The 15,365-nt window shown below is 44.7% G+C and carries 17 protein-coding genes; 8 read left to right on the top strand and 9 right to left on the bottom strand.

Features of this window, described 5'->3' with window-relative positions; all coding sequences use genetic code 11:
* Positions 1 to 65 precede the first annotated feature (65 nt).
* On the bottom strand, positions 66 to 761 hold the full coding sequence (gene tsaA / locus OH460_RS06150) for a tRNA (N6-threonylcarbamoyladenosine(37)-N6)-methyltransferase TrmO (RefSeq protein WP_061032595.1): 696 nt from the start codon (positions 759 to 761) through the stop codon (positions 66 to 68).
* A 124-nt stretch (positions 762 to 885) separates the two neighbouring features.
* Between tsaA and OH460_RS06145 the strand changes: the two genes are divergently transcribed.
* The 3 genes from OH460_RS06145 to OH460_RS06135 all read left to right on the top strand — a co-directional run bounded on the left by OH460_RS06145 (position 886) and on the right by OH460_RS06135 (position 3,247).
* Positions 886 to 1,146, top strand: a complete 261-nt coding sequence (locus OH460_RS06145) for a type B 50S ribosomal protein L31 (RefSeq protein WP_008222928.1) — start codon at positions 886 to 888, stop codon at positions 1,144 to 1,146.
* Positions 1,147 to 1,272: a type B 50S ribosomal protein L36 gene (ykgO, locus tag OH460_RS06140; protein WP_005380299.1), complete on the top strand. Its 126-nt coding sequence runs from the start codon at positions 1,147 to 1,149 to the stop codon at positions 1,270 to 1,272.
* Between the two features lie 388 nt (positions 1,273 to 1,660).
* Positions 1,661 to 3,247, top strand: a complete 1,587-nt coding sequence (locus tag OH460_RS06135) for an AbgT family transporter (RefSeq protein ID WP_061032596.1) — start codon at positions 1,661 to 1,663, stop codon at positions 3,245 to 3,247.
* Between the two features lie 75 nt (positions 3,248 to 3,322).
* On the opposite strand, the gene OH460_RS06130 is transcribed toward OH460_RS06135, so the two are convergent.
* From OH460_RS06130 to OH460_RS06120, 3 genes are all read right to left on the bottom strand, one after another.
* Positions 3,323 to 4,048 (bottom strand): MipA/OmpV family protein, encoded by a 726-nt coding sequence (locus OH460_RS06130; protein WP_269995954.1) that lies wholly within the window; start codon positions 4,046 to 4,048, stop codon positions 3,323 to 3,325.
* Between the two features lie 118 nt (positions 4,049 to 4,166).
* Entirely contained in the window at positions 4,167 to 4,610 is a 444-nt protein-coding gene (locus OH460_RS06125; protein ID WP_008222931.1) for a YaiI/YqxD family protein, read from the bottom strand.
* Between the two features lie 38 nt (positions 4,611 to 4,648).
* A complete protein-coding gene (locus OH460_RS06120; RefSeq protein ID WP_061032598.1) occupies positions 4,649 to 4,936 on the bottom strand; it encodes a hypothetical protein in 288 nt (95 codons plus the stop codon).
* A gap of 749 nt (positions 4,937 to 5,685) precedes the next feature.
* Here OH460_RS06120 and OH460_RS06115 point away from each other — a divergent pair.
* The gene (locus OH460_RS06115) at positions 5,686 to 6,204 is read left to right on the top strand and encodes a GNAT family N-acetyltransferase (RefSeq protein WP_269995953.1); all 519 of its coding nucleotides are present in this window, start codon (positions 5,686 to 5,688) and stop codon (positions 6,202 to 6,204) included.
* On the opposite strand, the gene OH460_RS06110 is transcribed toward OH460_RS06115, so the two are convergent.
* Both OH460_RS06110 and OH460_RS06105 read right to left on the bottom strand, forming a co-directional pair.
* Positions 6,170 to 6,478, bottom strand: a complete 309-nt coding sequence (locus OH460_RS06110) for a DUF3301 domain-containing protein (RefSeq protein ID WP_032498839.1) — start codon at positions 6,476 to 6,478, stop codon at positions 6,170 to 6,172. The genes OH460_RS06115 and OH460_RS06110 overlap by 35 nt on opposite strands.
* An 88-nt stretch (positions 6,479 to 6,566) precedes the next feature.
* Positions 6,567 to 7,607, bottom strand: coding sequence for a DUF3549 family protein (locus OH460_RS06105; protein WP_269995952.1), 1,041 nt, complete (start codon positions 7,605 to 7,607; stop codon positions 6,567 to 6,569).
* A gap of 87 nt (positions 7,608 to 7,694) precedes the next feature.
* On the opposite strand from OH460_RS06105, the gene OH460_RS06100 reads away from it, so the two are divergent.
* Positions 7,695 to 8,009, top strand: a complete 315-nt coding sequence (locus OH460_RS06100; RefSeq protein WP_105057493.1) for a YqcC family protein — start codon at positions 7,695 to 7,697, stop codon at positions 8,007 to 8,009.
* Positions 8,009 to 8,758, top strand: a complete 750-nt coding sequence (gene truC / locus OH460_RS06095) for a tRNA pseudouridine(65) synthase TruC (protein WP_269995951.1) — start codon at positions 8,009 to 8,011, stop codon at positions 8,756 to 8,758. Before OH460_RS06100 ends, truC begins: the two co-directional genes overlap by 1 nt.
* A gap of 104 nt (positions 8,759 to 8,862) precedes the next feature.
* Here the strand turns inward: truC and OH460_RS06090 are convergent, their stop codons facing one another.
* The 3 genes from OH460_RS06090 to map form a co-directional block, all read right to left on the bottom strand.
* Positions 8,863 to 9,246 (bottom strand): DUF3461 family protein, encoded by a 384-nt coding sequence (locus OH460_RS06090; protein WP_061032602.1) that lies wholly within the window; start codon positions 9,244 to 9,246, stop codon positions 8,863 to 8,865.
* Positions 9,247 to 9,428: 182 nt separating this feature from the next.
* Positions 9,429 to 12,050, bottom strand: a complete 2,622-nt coding sequence (gene glnD, locus OH460_RS06085; protein ID WP_186171182.1) for a bifunctional uridylyltransferase/uridylyl-removing protein GlnD — start codon at positions 12,048 to 12,050, stop codon at positions 9,429 to 9,431.
* A gap of 138 nt (positions 12,051 to 12,188) precedes the next feature.
* A complete protein-coding gene (gene map / locus OH460_RS06080) occupies positions 12,189 to 13,067 on the bottom strand; it encodes a type I methionyl aminopeptidase (RefSeq protein ID WP_008224626.1) in 879 nt (292 codons plus the stop codon).
* Between the two features lie 458 nt (positions 13,068 to 13,525).
* On the opposite strand from map, the gene rpsB reads away from it, so the two are divergent.
* Positions 13,526 to 14,257, top strand: coding sequence for a 30S ribosomal protein S2 (rpsB, locus tag OH460_RS06075; protein WP_032546326.1), 732 nt, complete (start codon positions 13,526 to 13,528; stop codon positions 14,255 to 14,257).
* Between the two features lie 141 nt (positions 14,258 to 14,398).
* Positions 14,399 to 15,244, top strand: a complete 846-nt coding sequence (gene tsf, locus OH460_RS06070) for a translation elongation factor Ts (protein ID WP_017063361.1) — start codon at positions 14,399 to 14,401, stop codon at positions 15,242 to 15,244.
* Positions 15,245 to 15,365: the final 121 nt, after the last annotated feature.

Below are 15,365 nucleotides of genomic sequence, written 5' to 3'. Positions count from 1 at the left end.
TTACTGCCGCTATTGGCAGCAGTAAATCCGATATAGCCGCATATAATATCAGCCTATTTGGGATCTCAAAAGCGTTCAATGTCAGTTACATTGATGAAAAACGCCTCAACAACGAATTTCACGTTAAGATCGAACAAATTTACCGCATATTCCTTGTTGTCTGGCTTGCCTTTCTTATAGGCAGGGCGAGGATCTTGGCCTAATACCTCTTTGATCACTTGAATAATATGGCGCGCCTCTGGGTGCTGTGCCAGTTTGCTTTGTGCCTGCTGTGAAAAGTTAACCTCTAACACCTCTGGCTCTTCGGCTGCAAACCCTCCCTGTGCGTCCGGAATGGAATCGGAGTAGGGGATGTAAGGCTTGATGTCGATAATTGGTGTTCCGTCGACTAAATCGACACTGCCAAGGTCTAGCCAAGTTTGCCCTTTATCTTGAGATACGCCTTTTAACTCCACCGCTGACATGCCAATTCCGTTGGGTCTAAATGTGGCACGAGACGCAAAAACTCCAATACGTTCATTACCACCCAGTCGAGGTGGTCTCACCGTCGGCTTCCAGCCCGCTTCAAGGTTTTTGTCGAACAGAAATAAGAGCCACACATGGCTGAATTGTTCGATGTTGCGAACCGACTCTAGGCAGTTTGCCGCGTCAACAAGCTTTACTTTAGAGGTTGATGTTGGCACCAACCTAGGCTGCCTTGGTACCGCGAACTTCTCTTTATAGGGAGATTCTATAAAGCCAATAGGCTCAATGGAGTACATAGGTAGAAGGTCTCTAATTACGATTTATGGTCGGAAAATATCATAAAACGACTTGTTTTTCTTTTGATAATAATTATCATTTGCAATGTTATAACGTATCGAATAATAATTTTGGGGAAAACAGATGAAACCAAATATCCATCCTGATTACCGCACTGTGGTTTTTCATGACACCAGTGTTGATGAATACTTCTTGATAGGTTCAACCTTGAAAACAGACCGTACGATCGAATGGGAAGATGGCAATACTTACCCTTACTTCACTATCGAAGTGTCTTCAAAGTCTCATCCTTTCTATACCGGAAAACAGAGAGTGCTACATAAAGAAGGTCGTGTGGCGAACTTTACTCGCCGCTTTGGTCAATTGGGTAAGGGAGCTAAATAGATGAAGGTTGTGAAATCACTAAAAAGCGCAAAGAGCCGTCACCCAGATTGTCAAATAGTAAAGCGTAGAGGGCGCCTCTATGTAATCTGCAAAACCAACCCAAGGTTCAAAGCGGTTCAAAAATAAACAGTCAATGTGTTGTGACATACCTGTAAAAAACGAGGGGAAAGTCAAACTTTATTCATTTAACGGTTTCTCTTTTCCTTCGCAAACAATCTTAGTGAATATCGAGTGTTTATTTATCGTACGGCGGACTTTATTTTCAAACTAATCAAGAAGTTATATCGTAAGTTATATTAGTAGTGAATGTGTAATTGTGAATTATAAACCTGGTTTTTGTGTTTATTGTGGTTTTATTTGCTAATTAATTGTTCAAATAGAGTTAAATGTCGTCATTTGTTACACATTTTGTAACATTTTGAATTTCTAATTGATAATTTTGTCGCGTACCCTTCGCCTGCAATTTGAACATTTTTGTCACAATTGCATAGGAATCACTACAAGGAGGGAACTGATGAGTTCATCAGCTTCAATAAAAAACAACTCGCCAAAGAAACCTATTTTTACCCGTTTTCTCGATGGTGTTGAGTATTTGGGGAATCTATTACCCCACCCGATCACTCTTTTCGCAATCTTCTGTGTCGCAATCTTAGTGACTTCTGGTATCGCAGGGTACTTTGAAGTGTCTGTTATGGACCCTCGTCCAGAAGGTGCTCCTGGTCGTGCTGCTGACGGCATGATCCACGTTGTAAGCTTACTTAATGCTGAAGGCTTACAACTTATCGTAACTAATTTAGTTAAAAACTTTGTTGGCTTTGCGCCATTAGGTACTGTGCTAGTTGCAATGCTAGGTGTAGCGATTGCTGAGCACTCAGGTCTACTATCTGCTGCGATGCGTGGCATGGTAATGGGCGCATCTAAGCGCATGGTTACTGTAACTGTGGTATTTGCAGGTATCATTTCTAACACGGCTTCTGAGCTAGGTTACGTGGTACTGATTCCACTTGCAGCAATGCTTTTCCACTCTTTAGGTCGTCACCCTCTTGCAGGTCTAGCGGCAGCATTCGCGGGTGTATCTGGTGGTTACTCTGCAAACCTTCTAATCGGTACGGTTGACCCACTGCTTTCTGGTATTACAGAAACAGCTGCACAAATGATCGACCCGACTTACAGCGTTGGTCCTGAATCAAACTGGTACTTCATGTTTGTATCTACTTTCTTCATCGCAATTACGGGTGCATTCGTAACGGAGAAGATTGTTGAACCAAAACTGGGTAAATACAACGACGAAGAAGCGTCTGAAGATTTATCAAACGATACAATGGGCAAACTAACAGATGTGGAGAAGAAAGGTCTTAAGCTAGCTGGTATCGCAGTTCTAGCAGTATCAGCTCTTCTTGCTTGGACAATTGTTCCTGAAGACGGCGTTCTGCGTTCTGCTGCTGGTACGGTTTCTGGTTCTCCATTCCTGAAAAGTATTGTAGCGTTCATCTTCGTATTCTTCGCAGTTCCTGGTTTCGTTTACGGTAAAGTTACCGGCACAATGAAAACTGACCGCGACGTTATCGATGCAATGTCTAAGTCTATGTCTTCTATGGGCATGTACATCGTACTTGTATTCTTCGCTGCTCAGTTTGTTGCTTTCTTCAAGTGGACTAACTTCGGTCAAGTATTCGCAGTAGCGGGCGCAAGCTTCCTACAAGACATCGGCCTAACAGGTCCAATGTTGTTCTTCGCATTCATCCTAATGTGTGGCTTCATTAACCTGATGATCGGTTCAGCTTCTGCTCAGTGGGCAGTAACAGCACCTATCTTTGTTCCAATGCTGATGCTTGTTGGTTACGCACCAGAAACGATTCAAGCGGCTTACCGTATCGGTGACTCAACAACGAACATCATTACGCCAATGATGAGCTACTTCGGTCTTATCCTTGCTGTAGCGACGCGTTACATGAAGAACCTAGGTATTGGTACTCTGATTGCGACTATGCTTCCATACTCAATCGTATTCTTGGTGGGTTGGAGCTTAATGTTCTACGTGTGGGTATTCGTATTTGGTCTACCAGTTGGCCCAGGTGCAGCAACGTACTACACGCCATAGAATCTAATCATTGTTTTATGATTACACCGAAAGCCTGCACATTGTGCGGGCTTTTTCTTTATTGGAAGATAGCGGTTACAAGCCCGCAAAACGGTAGGTTAACCCAACCTCCAGCGACCACCCTACATCCCTTTGGATGAGAGGGCTGTTCGAGTCGTGATGAGTCAATTCCATTTTGCTAATACCAATCCATCGTGGTGTAAATTCATAGAGCCCAATGATCCCAGCTTGATAAACAAAGGTAGCGCCTGCATCGAACTGATTTAGCCCTGACGCAGAAGACTCGCGGTTAGCAATGCCGTAGAGGTGATTAGAGAGTTTTCTGTCACGATAATCGACTTCGAGGTAGGGGGTAAAGGTTAACGGCTGTGTCCAGGTTTCCAATGTTCTGCCTAAGTGGAGCTGAACTTCGTAGCCGTTATGCTCTGAGGTTACGTCATGTAAGTAGGTGAGCCTAGCGCCTACGGTCCCTAGTGTTATCCCGAGCTCGCCATTGCCATCTCTGTTTTGAATGCCATTGGGCAGGTCAACGAAGGTGTCTGACACTTCAGCGAAACGCCAGTTTCCAGATAGCCCGACAAAAGGTAGCAGTTGCCAGTTTGCTAAACTGCCATCAATAAAGCCTTTAGGACCAGAGTAGAAGAGGTTGGGTGTCGCACCAAGTTGAGGTGCACTCTTGGTAGAAAAAACACTCTCACCGTAGGTGAGGCTACCGCCAACGATGCCATATTCTTGATTGGCGAAGGACAGTTGAGTGCTTCCTAAAGTGACGGACAACGCTAAAGCGATACGACGAACCATAATCAATACTCCGTTATTGTAATAAATATCAAGAACGGAGTCGGTCGATTAAAATTTCACAGTGCTTACTGTTATTCAAAAGAGGCTCTTTCGGAGCTCTTTGAGGTAAAAGGAAGGATTAACGCTTCGCTAATAGTCGATCAAGGTGGTTGGCGAACTCACGACGGTCGGTTTGAGAAAGCGTGCTTGGGCCACCTGTCTGGATGCCACTTGAGCGCATGGTTTCCATAAAGTCACGAATGTTGAGGCGCGCTTTAATGGTCTCTTTAGTGTAAAGCTCTCCACGAGAACTCAGCGCTAGTGCACCTTTAGTGATCACTTCGTCAGCCAGAGGAATGTCTGAAGTAATCACGAGATCGCCTTTCTCTGTGCGTTTTACTATTTCATTGTCGGCGATATCGAATCCGCTTGGCACTTGAATAGAGTGAATGTTGTTTCGCTTCGGTACAGGGACAACGTGATTCGCGATGAAGGTGCATTCAACACCGGTTCGCTCAGCTGCGCGTACGATGGTTTCTCGGATAACCTTAGGACAAGCGTCCGCATCAACCCATATCTTCATAGTGTTCTATTTCTCTGTTAGCTTATTTAACTGTCGATCTATTTATTTGTTAACTGAGCTTCTAGCGTGGCGACGCGAGCTGTAAGTTCCAGGATTTGTTTTTCTAGTTGACCAATGCGATCAAGTTCTGGCTCTTGTTGTGTTGCCACTTCGACTTTAGGAACACGGTTCGCGTTTTTCCAGCTTTTAATGGTCGTGATTAAGGCTGGCATGGGAACTGATGTACTCATACGAGCTTTTACTAGCGCAACGGTTGGCTCTTTGCCTTGTGCTTGCAGTCCTTCAAGCACGGATTTCAACTCTTCAGAAACATCTTTTGTCAGCATGTTGACCTCCATTTTTAGTCTTTGGTTATTTTACTCGCTCCGGTGACTGATAGCGAATCATAAAACATCCTATAGCGTGTGAGAGATCTCTTACAAACGCTGTGAGATAACGCGAATACTTCTCTAGAGAGATTGATGCACATATGGTTAAGTTTTTGAATTTTAATTGTTTTATATAATTAACAACTTGTTTGAATTCAAAATGTGATGCAAATCTATTGTCCGAAATCCTAAATCGCGTAAATTAAACCTTGTCGGAAGGATTCTGACACGGAACAGGAAAGCACCAAGGAATTGGTTATCTTCAGGATGAAGATTTGGTTACTTAGGATTGAGTGATCAAGCATGGAGCGCAAGGACATTGTAGGGACACAGTCAGTTAACAGGAAGTTAGCTGCAACGGAATGACAATGGACACCTTTAGGATAAAGGGTTGGATTAGCATCAGGATGATGTAAAGGACACCGCTCACGGAACAAGTGATGTGCGCTAACTAGGATTGTTAGCTTTCAGGATGATTGGACACCGCTAGGACGGCGAAGTAAAGGAAAGAGCTGAAGGATTACAGCCACTATTATGGACGATGCATGGAGCATTAATTAGTAGCCGGACTGCTGCGAGTAAGACCCTAGCCCTGACACTTCGGTGTCGGGGCTTTTCTTTATCTGGACATTTCACCCATCTAGAGGCTCTTTATTTAGGAGCAATACATCTGCTTTTCTGCTAACGGTCAACACAAGGAGTGTTTTATGACGATAGCAACCTCAAGAACGCTGTTAGTACCTTATACCGAACAGCGACAGCATGACTTCATTAAGCTCAATTGCTGCCCGATTAATCGAGCAGAGATGAATGGGCCGCATTCTATCGCTTCTGCGAAGCAACTATTTCAAGAGATACTGCAAGACAATGTCGGCTTTTGCCGCGCCATTATCCATAACCAAACCCGTGAATATCTTGGGCATGTATTTATCTCATCAGAAGAAGGTAAGCACGAGTTAGGTTTTATCCTGGATAAAGAGTATTGGAATCAAGGTTTTGCTAGTGAGGTACTGAAACCTTTCTTTAATTTGGTGTGCTTTGAAGAGCGTTTAACCAATGTTTTCGCGACCGTTAATGTCGGTCATAATCCATCGATTAAGCTTTTAGAAAAACTCGGCTTTGTATTTAAAGAGACCAAACAAGATCAGTTTGGCCCCTATCATGAATATCGATACAACGTTTATTGCGACGTTACATTCTATGAGGCTGTAGCTCAAACCGCATAGAACGGAAACCTACCATGGTCAGTTTCCCTTTGTAACAGTCATCCCCTAACGCTGAAAACTCAAATTGGTAAATGGTGTGCCAGCGCCAAATGGTCGTGAGTTCATGGCGCATCTTCAGTTTATGACCACTAAAAGCAACACTTAACAGCTGCAAGTCGAGCTCTTTACACTTTCTCGCAATGGCAGCTTTCGCAAGCTCAGATTGCCTGCGCTGCTGCCAAAACAGAAAGCAAAAGAAGCACAGAAACAAAATAGCCAATAAGTTATCTATCATTTAATCCATACTTCCTTTTACTTTTTCTTCCTATTTAACCTTAGCTATAAGCTGCTTTGTTGAGGCTTATCAGTTAGTTGCTAAAGTATTACTGAGATTTAGTTGCTTGCTGTAACTCGATCAGTGCATTCGCCAATTCTGGCGATGGGTTTGAGTTCAATAGAGGTAAAAATACCATTCTCAGAGCTGGAATCATCACCAGATCAGCAAATAGCTGGTTGAATAGGTTTTGATTGCCCGTTTGTGCGAGGCGTAGCAAGAATTGTTCAGCAATTGCTGGGTCTTGTAGAGCGTGCCAGCTTCGGCCAGCTAAACCAATCAATACTTCTTGGTGGCTTAAACGTGGGCTCGCCAGAACTTGGTTAATCACAGCATTGGTGATGCTTGGCTCTGCACCCGATAGGGCACGCACTAGCGCAGACAATAAGAACAGGTCTGGTTCATCGCTGTTGATCTCGTTCTCTGCCATCTCTTGTAAACGTTGGGCTAGCTTGTCACTAATTTGCGTGTGTTCAAGCGCGCCTAATGTTGCGTAAAGCGGCTCAGACGGAAGCTTATTGAAGGCTTTACGGATTGCGACACCGTTTTGTTGGCTGCCGAGACGAGCACACATATCAGTGATGCCTTGTAGGCCAACGGTCTGCCAATTGTCCCAACCTAACTCGCCGGTGAAGTAGTGCTGAGCATGTTCATAGTATTGGCTAGTAGCAAGGTCTAATTCTGCTCTTACTTGGCTATGGAATACCGCCATTTTGTCTTCAGAAGGCTTGAAGGTGTATGGGTTGTTCGACAGCTTTTCTTGTTGCTCTTCGCTGATCTCACCGCTTAAACGGGTGCCCATCGCTTCTAATACGAACTTCAAAAAGTTACCTACATCGGCTTGGTTGAGTAGGCCTCGTTCATCCAGTTTGAATTTTAAGAACCAGATCCATGGCTGCTTCTGTTCATTCCAGTAGCTGATCGCTAAGTGAGCTTGTTTCTGAAGTGGAAATGGGTACGGCTGTTTCCCTTGCTCAACATCAGAGAATAAGGTGTTGTCGATCTTCTGAATACGGCGACCTAGGTCGTAGATATCGTATTGGCAACCGCTATTCTTTAGTAACTGAGTGAGCGTGTGAATCGTTTCCATAGTAATAAAGCTCCTAACTTTCTTTCCTAAATAGATGGTACTCTATGCCCCAATTTCAAGGTCACTAGATAAATAACTTGGTGAAAAATGACAGCTGCCACAAAGTTACCTCCATTACTTCAACAATTAGAACAACAAATGCGCCAATGCTCCCTGTGGAGTAGCGTTGCACCGTCGGATGAAGCTCTGGCGAGCGTTGAACCTTTTGCTATCGATTCACTGCAACCCGAAGAGTGGCTACAGTGGATCTTCATCGTCAAGATTAATGCGATGATTGATGCGCAAATGCCTTTACCTAAGGGGTTTGCTATTCATCCATATTTTGGTGAAGTGTGGAAAAATGAGGCAGACAAAGCTGAGCTACTAGTGACGATTCAAAGCATTGATGAGGTATGCGCCTAATGTTAGAGATCATTTATCAAGATGAGTACTTTGTCGCGGTAAATAAGCCTGCAGGAATGCTGGTGCACCGCTCATGGCTAGATAAACACGAGACTCAATTTGTGATGCAGACTTTGCGTGACCAAATTGGTCAACACGTGTTCCCATTGCACCGTTTAGATAGGCCGACTTCTGGCGTATTGGTGTTCGCACTCTCAAGTGAAGTTGCTTCTGAGGTGATGCCGATGTTCGCTAACCATGAGATGCAAAAGACTTATCATGCAATTGTTCGAGGCTGGATTGAAGAGGGCGACACGCTTGATTACGCACTTAAGGTCGAACTAGACAAGATTGCGGATAAGTTTGCAAAAGAGGACAAGGAAGCACAAGAAGCCGTGACGGCTTATGAACCTTTGGCAAAAGTGGAAGTACCCTATTCGACAGGGCGTTTTCCAACGAGCCGCTACTGCTTGGTTGAGATGTTGCCGAAGACAGGCCGTAAACATCAGCTGCGCCGTCATATGGCTCACCTAAGACACCCAATTGTTGGTGATACTTCGCATGGTGATGGCAAGCATAACCGCTTGTTCCGTGAAAACTTGGATTCACACCGTTTGTTACTGCACGCTTCAGAGTTGCGCTTTATTCACCCTTTCACTAAAGAAGAGTTGGTGATGAAGGCAAGCCTCGATGAAACTTGGCTAAGGTTATTTGAAGCCTTTGAGTGGGATACAAATTTAGTCGATGCGCAAGCACGGTCGTCTAAATAAAAGTTCGTTAAAACAAAGGGCTGATAGTGATATCAGCCCTTTTTATTGTCTGTATAATCTAAGCAGAACAACTAACGATGGTCATTAGTCGCCTAGCATCGGGATCATTTTAGTTTTTCTAGATCCGCTTCGATCTCAGCGATCTTACTAGACACAACCTTCTCTAAATGGCGTAGGTCGGTCAGGATCTTCTGTTTTACATCCGTCTCAGTGGTTGGCGTAGGTTTGGTGATTTTATTAAGCTCATCAATCACAAGCGTGAGGTTGCGGTTAATCTCAGTCACTTCTTTGTATTGATTATTGCCACCGCTAACAAGCACACTTTTTACTTGTCGTGGGTACTTAAACTTAACGCTTTTCGCGAACAGCTCGCCTTTCTGCTTACGAAAATAGATCTTCAGGATATCTTTGTGTGCTTCTTGGCGAAGGGAGTAACGTTCAATCTGTTTAGGCTCGTGGATACCTAAGCCAGTGAGGTTTGGATACATAAGCGACCTCTAGTTTATGAATGTAATACTTTTATGTAATTGACTTAATCAATGTAGCAGCCTAACGACGAGCTAGATAGTTGATATCTGTGAATTGATTGTAAGTTGTGGGCAAGATCGCTCTCTATCTTTGCCCACACTTATTTGGTTATTCAACCAGCGAGTTGTGCTCCATTCGTGTTCTAAGGCGCAAGCTCCGAAACATGCTCGGTTAGCCTCTCTCTGAGCGCCTGTTCTTGCTCTTCAGAAAGTCGTCCACCTGTGTCACTGGTCAGAATAAACAAATCCTCTGCACGTTCGCCAATGGTAGTAATTTTAGCGCCATGCAGATTAATACCCAGCTCTGCGAAGGTTGCCCCAACTTGTGCTAGGAGCCCTGGAGTATCGAGCGCTCTTAGTTCCATCAAGGTGCGTTTTTTACTCTTGGTTGGTAAGAACTCAACCAGAGTTTTTACCTTAAAGTGCTGTAGGTTACGCGGGGTGCGACGTGTCTTAATCTTCGTTGGACGGCCATCTGCCAAAACATGGGTCAGATGTTTTGCGACAGCTTTATGTCTTGCTTCGTCAATTGCCTTGCCATGTTGATCTAGCACGATAAAGGTATCCAGAACATGACCATCTTTGCTCGCCATAACCTGAGCGTCATGAACGTTGAAGTTACGTCTGTCGAGCTCGGCAACCACGGTGGCAAATAGTGCCGCTTGGTCTTTGCAGTAAACAAATACTTCTGTTCCGCCTCGTGTCGCTTTTTTGCTGATCAAAACCAAAGGCTGGCTTGGATCTTCCAGGCGTAGTAGATGTTCACAATGCCATGCAATCTGCTTGTGGGTATGACGCAAGAAGTAATCGGCTTTAAAGCGTTGCCACAACACTTCAATTTCACGAGCGGTGAAGCCTTCTTTACGCAGCAGTGCGGATGCCATTTGTTGGTTGTGACGAATACGGTCTCGAACGTCGACTGGGTTTTCCAAGCCGCGGCGCAGCGCACGCTGAGTTGAGTGGAATAACTCTGCGAGTAGAGTTCGTTTCCAACTGTTCCATAGTTCTGGGTTGGTTGCGCAGATGTCGGCGACGGTTAGGCAAACCAGCAGCTCAAGTGATTCTTCGTCACGGACCTTTTTGGCGAATTCGGTTATCACATCTGGGTCGTAGATATCGCGACGTTGAGCAGTAACAGACATCAACAAGTGGTTTTGTACTAGCCATGCCACTTGCTTGGCTTCTGGTTTTGATAAGCCATGCTCAATACAGAAAGAGTACGCTTCGACCGCACCAATCTCTGAGTGATCACCGCCACGGCCTTTACCGATGTCGTGGAAGATAGCGGCTAGGATCAGCAGCTCTTTTTTTTGCACTCGTGGGTAGACTTCACAACAGATAGGGTGCTTATCGTGGTTTTCAATTTGACCAAAGCGATTGATGTGCTTGAGCAGTCGAATACTGTGCTCATCCACGGTGTAAACATGGAATAGGTCGAATTGCATCTGGCCGACGATCTGGCTCCACTGCGGTAGATACGCTGAAAGCACGCCCAATTTGTGCATCAAGCTAAACGCTTTGTGCAATGCATTGGGGTGGCGAACCAGAGTCATAAACTTCTCACGCGCTTCTGGGATAGTATGCAGGAAGCGGTTAAGCCTGCGACGTGCCGTACGCAGTTGTCGTAATGTTGGAGGGCTAACGCCTTCGATGGATGAGTCATTGGCGATATGGATAAACATATCGAGAATGGTTTCCGGCCTCGCCTGGAATAGGGCAGGCTTGCGCGCTTCTATCAATGAGCCTCGGCGTTGGAAGTCATTATCGAGAATTTCAGCTTCTTCTGTCTCACCACCATTAATGATCGCTTGGTCGAATAGCTTGAGCAGCATTTTGTTGAGCTCTGCTACGCGGCGAAGGGTTCGATAAAACTCCTTCATCATCATCTCGACGCCACGGTTACCTTCGCCTGTGTAGCCAAGGTGTTCAGCGACTTGTGCTTGATGGGCAAACGTCAGACGATTGTCGTAGCGACGCAGCTCAATATGCAGTGCGAAGCGAACGCGCCACAAGAAGTCTTGGCATTCCACAAGCTCACGATACTCAGCATCAGTAAGGAAGCCGTACTTGCTCATTTCAAGTAAAGAGGTCGCACCGAAGTGGCGGCGTGCCACCCAGCTCAGGGTATGGATGTCTCGTAGGCCTCCTGGCGTCGATTTGATGTCGGGTTCAAGGTTGTAAGTGGTATCGTGATAGCGCGCATGACGCTCTCTCTGTTCTTGAATCTTTGCCTTGTAGAAGGTCTCACTAGGCCAAAATGAATCGGAATGAATCTTCAGCTTAAGTTCTTGAAAGGTATCCTCACTGCCACACAGTAAGCGTGATTCTTGAAGGTTAGTTGCTACGGTCAGATCATCGATACCAATATCAATACATTCTGCAATGGTACGCACAGCGTGGCCAACTTCGAGCCTTAAATCCCATAGTAAGGTAATGAACTGACTGACTTTTTCACCGAGGGCTGGTGGTAGTGTTTTTTGAGATACGATTAAGATATCAATGTCCGAAAGCGGGTGTAATTCACCACGACCATAGCCACCCACAGCAACCAACGAGATATGAGGCAGGTTACTAAAACCAAAGTGCTCCCATAATCGTCTGAGCAACAAGTCCATGTATTCAGAGCGGAGCAATACCAAGTCCGTGACAGGATGATGGTTTAGAAATTCATTTTTTTGGTACTGCGTGAAGATCTCGAGCTGATTTTTTAATTCGCAGATTTCAATTTGTTCGTCATTGAACGTAAGAGGGCATTGATAAGGCATAGTCTGCTATCCGTGCAAGCAAATGAGAATATTAAACAATCTACCAGAAGCTGGTGGAAAATCGAAATTGAGCGGATAAAAAAATATCCTCGACAATGCGAGGATATTTTAAAGGTTTGATGCGTTTAGCTGAGTGAACTAAGCGTTTTTCATGATACGTGGGATAGTATCATCGCTACGCAGTGTTAGAACTTCACAACCGGTGTCTGTTACGACTAGAGTGTGCTCCCATTGAGCCGAGTTCTTGCTGTCTGCTGTGTACACTGTCCAGCTATCTTGATCATCAAGACGGCAGCCAAACTTGCCTGCGTTGATCATTGGCTCGATAGTGAAACACATGCCCGCTTTCAGTACTGTGCGATCGTTGTTTTTGTAGTGTACGACTTGTGGATCTTCGTGGAACTCAGAACCGATACCGTGGCCACAGTAATCTTTAACAATAGAGAACTTCGCACGTGGGTTGTTCTTGTTGTTTGTTTTGATGTACTTCTCGATAGCGGTACCGATTTGGCCAAGTTGAACGCCTGGCTTAACTTGGCGCATACCTTCGTAAAGTGCTTCTTGAGCAACCATACATAGACGCTTGTTTGCTGGTGAAACTTCACCCACAAGGAACATCTTAGACGTGTCACCGTGGTAGCCTTGAGGACGAGTGCTTAGATCTGCATTTTCGTCGTCAGGGATGATTACCGTGATATCTACGTTAAGGATGTCGCCATCTTTAAGTACAGCAGGCTTAAATTGACCTGTGCTACCAGTTTCGTCTTGTGATGCCGGAATACCGTGACACACGATGTGGTTGATAGACGTACAGATAGACTTAGGGAAACCGTGGTAATCAAGTGGTGCTGAGTATGCGCCTCTTTCTAGAGCGTAGTCATGACAGATTTGGTTTAGCTCTTCTGTCGTCGTACCTACTTGGATGTGAGGTTCGATCATCTCTAGAATTTCAGCAGCCAGTTTGCCGGCGACGCGCATTTTTTCAATTTCTTCAGCAGTTTTAATTTTTACAGCCATTGCATATCTCTTAATTTGGTAGCACCTAAGTGTGCATATTGGGGCTATTCTATCAGTGCAGCAATTTAGCGCAACATTACCATGTCCGTACAATACTGGAGGATACTGTTAACGTGATTAAATAATGTTCGGCTAACAGATGCAGAAGCCGCTTGATATAGACACTATTTTATAGAGGAAATTTACCTTTAGAGATCAGTATAGCAGTCGCCATTTTTCGATTTTTTTCTAGCCATAGATAGACAAAATATGGTATAAAGCGCGCCGGACATCAGGACTGTTTTCTCCAACTGGCGAAACAGGCTTTGGTATCCACTAACTTATATCTTTAAATCACACACATTCCGTCACATGTTCCGGGGTGCTTCAACAACACAGATAACGGCTGAAAAGTGGTTAGTTGTTAGGGGTCGGATTCATGGGGGATGTGGAGGCCTAACCCCATAGAGGATTTTAAAATGGCAACTGTATCAATGCGCGATATGCTTAAAGCTGGTGTTCACTTCGGTCACCAAACTCGTTACTGGAACCCAAAAATGAAGCCATTCATCTTTGGTGCTCGTAACAAAGTACATATCATCAACCTAGAAAAAACTGTACCAATGTTCAACGAAGCTCTAGCGGAAATCGCTAAAGTTGGTGAGAAGAAAGGTAAAGTTCTTTTCGTTGGTACTAAGCGCGCTGCATCTGAAGCTGTTAAAGAAGCTGCTGTAAACAGCAACCAGTTCTACGTTAACAACCGCTGGTTAGGCGGTATGCTAACGAACTACAAAACTGTTCGTCAGTCTATCAAGCGTCTGAAAGAACTTGAAGCGCAAGCTCAAGACGGTACTTTCGACAAGCTAACTAAGAAAGAAGCTCTAATGCGCACTCGTGAAATGGAGAAGCTAGAGAAGTCTCTTGGTGGTATCAAGAACATGGGCGGCCTACCAGACGCTCTATTCGTAATCGATGCTGATCACGAACACATCGCAGTTAAAGAAGCAAACAACCTAGGTATCCCAGTTTACGCTGTAGTTGATACTAACTCTAACCCAGACGGCGTTGACTTCGTTATCCCAGGTAACGACGATGCAATCCGTGCAGTACAGCTTTACCTAAACGCTGCTGCAGACGCGGTTAAAGAAGGTCGTAACAAAGACGTTGCTGCTGTAGCTGCTGAAAAAGATGGTTTTGTAGAAGCTGAATAATAGCGGCTCTGAATCACGCTTGGCTTAGCTAATATAGATTTTGAAATCTTTATTAAATGTAAGCTAAGTTATAGTTAGATCGGGGGCCTCATTTTGGCCCCTGATTTTTACCTTATTTTCGAATCAACCGAGGAATAGAGAATGGCAACTGTAACTGCTGCTCTAGTTAAAGAACTTCGCGAGCGCACTGGCGCTGGCATGATGGAATGTAAGAAAGCGCTTGTAGAAGCAAACGCTGACATCGAACTAGCAATTGAAAACATGCGTAAATCTGGCGCAGCGAAAGCAGCTAAGAAAGCTGGTAACGTTGCTGCTGAAGGCGCAATCATCATCAAAGAAGAGAACGGTGTAGCTGTTCTTCTTGAAGTTAACTGCCAAACTGACTTCGTAGCAAAAGATGCTAGCTTCACTGCGTTTGCAGAAGAAGTTGCAGCTGCAGCAGTAGCTTCTAAAGCTTCTGTAGAAGAGCTACAAGCACAGTTCGAAGAAACTCGCGTTGCTCTAGTTGCTAAAATCGGCGAAAACATCAACATCCGTCGCGTAGCTTACGTTGAAGGTGCTGCACTAGCTTCTTACCGTCACGGTGAGAAAATCGGTGTTGTTGTAGCTGGTGAAGGCGAAGCTGAAACTCTTAAGCACGTTGCTATGCACGTTGCTGCTTCTCGTCCTGAGTTTGTTAACCCAGAAGACGTCCCAGCAGACGTAGTTGCTAAAGAGAAAGAAGTTCAAGTTGAAATCGCTATGAACGAAGGCAAGCCTCAAGAGATCGCTGAGAAAATGGTTATCGGCCGTATGAAGAAATTCACGGGCGAAATCTCTCTAACAGGTCAAGCTTTCATCATGGAACCTAAGAAAACTGTTGGCGAAATCCTTAAAGAAAAAGGCGCTGCAGTATCTAACTTCGTACGTCTAGAAGTTGGTGAAGGTATCGAGAAAGCTGCTGAAATGAGCTTCGCTGACGAAGTTGCAGCGGTACAAAAAGGTTAATCCTTAGCGTATTGTTTGAAAAAAGACCGTGGCAAATGCTGCGGTCTTTTTATGAATAGTGAACTATTTTTGAAGGCAACGTTAGTGGTTATGAATGCAAACTGACTTACTCAGTTTTTAT

Origin of the sequence: Vibrio sp. Makdt, assembly GCF_027587015.1 — a bacterium.
GTDB classification, from domain to species: domain Bacteria; phylum Pseudomonadota; class Gammaproteobacteria; order Enterobacterales; family Vibrionaceae; genus Vibrio; species Vibrio chagasii_B.
Note: the sequence above shows the minus strand (reverse complement) of the source record. Positions and strands in the feature narration are given on the sequence as shown.

What these genes read in the sequence shown, in the direction of transcription:
- map (WP_008224626.1), bottom strand. Translation starts at nt 13,067, where the DNA reads ATGGCTGTAAAAATTAAAACTGCTGAAGAAATTGAAAAAATGCGCGTC.
- OH460_RS06110 (WP_032498839.1), bottom strand. Translation starts at nt 6,478, where the DNA reads ATGATAGATAACTTATTGGCTATTTTGTTTCTGTGCTTCTTTTGCTTT.
- OH460_RS06090 (WP_061032602.1), bottom strand. Translation starts at nt 9,246, where the DNA reads ATGTATCCAAACCTCACTGGCTTAGGTATCCACGAGCCTAAACAGATT.
- OH460_RS06135 (WP_061032596.1), top strand. Translation starts at nt 1,661, where the DNA reads ATGAGTTCATCAGCTTCAATAAAAAACAACTCGCCAAAGAAACCTATT.
- ykgO (WP_005380299.1), top strand. Translation starts at nt 1,147, where the DNA reads ATGAAGGTTGTGAAATCACTAAAAAGCGCAAAGAGCCGTCACCCAGAT.
- OH460_RS06125 (WP_008222931.1), bottom strand. Translation starts at nt 4,610, where the DNA reads ATGAAGATATGGGTTGATGCGGACGCTTGTCCTAAGGTTATCCGAGAA.
- tsaA (WP_061032595.1), bottom strand. Translation starts at nt 761, where the DNA reads ATGTACTCCATTGAGCCTATTGGCTTTATAGAATCTCCCTATAAAGAG.
- OH460_RS06105 (WP_269995952.1), bottom strand. Translation starts at nt 7,607, where the DNA reads ATGGAAACGATTCACACGCTCACTCAGTTACTAAAGAATAGCGGTTGC.
- OH460_RS06100 (WP_105057493.1), top strand. Translation starts at nt 7,695, where the DNA reads ATGACAGCTGCCACAAAGTTACCTCCATTACTTCAACAATTAGAACAA.
- OH460_RS06120 (WP_061032598.1), bottom strand. Translation starts at nt 4,936, where the DNA reads ATGCTGACAAAAGATGTTTCTGAAGAGTTGAAATCCGTGCTTGAAGGA.
- OH460_RS06130 (WP_269995954.1), bottom strand. Translation starts at nt 4,048, where the DNA reads ATGGTTCGTCGTATCGCTTTAGCGTTGTCCGTCACTTTAGGAAGCACT.
- tsf (WP_017063361.1), top strand. Translation starts at nt 14,399, where the DNA reads ATGGCAACTGTAACTGCTGCTCTAGTTAAAGAACTTCGCGAGCGCACT.
- truC (WP_269995951.1), top strand. Translation starts at nt 8,009, where the DNA reads ATGTTAGAGATCATTTATCAAGATGAGTACTTTGTCGCGGTAAATAAG.
- OH460_RS06145 (WP_008222928.1), top strand. Translation starts at nt 886, where the DNA reads ATGAAACCAAATATCCATCCTGATTACCGCACTGTGGTTTTTCATGAC.
- rpsB (WP_032546326.1), top strand. Translation starts at nt 13,526, where the DNA reads ATGGCAACTGTATCAATGCGCGATATGCTTAAAGCTGGTGTTCACTTC.
- OH460_RS06115 (WP_269995953.1), top strand. Translation starts at nt 5,686, where the DNA reads ATGACGATAGCAACCTCAAGAACGCTGTTAGTACCTTATACCGAACAG.
- glnD (WP_186171182.1), bottom strand. Translation starts at nt 12,050, where the DNA reads ATGCCTTATCAATGCCCTCTTACGTTCAATGACGAACAAATTGAAATC.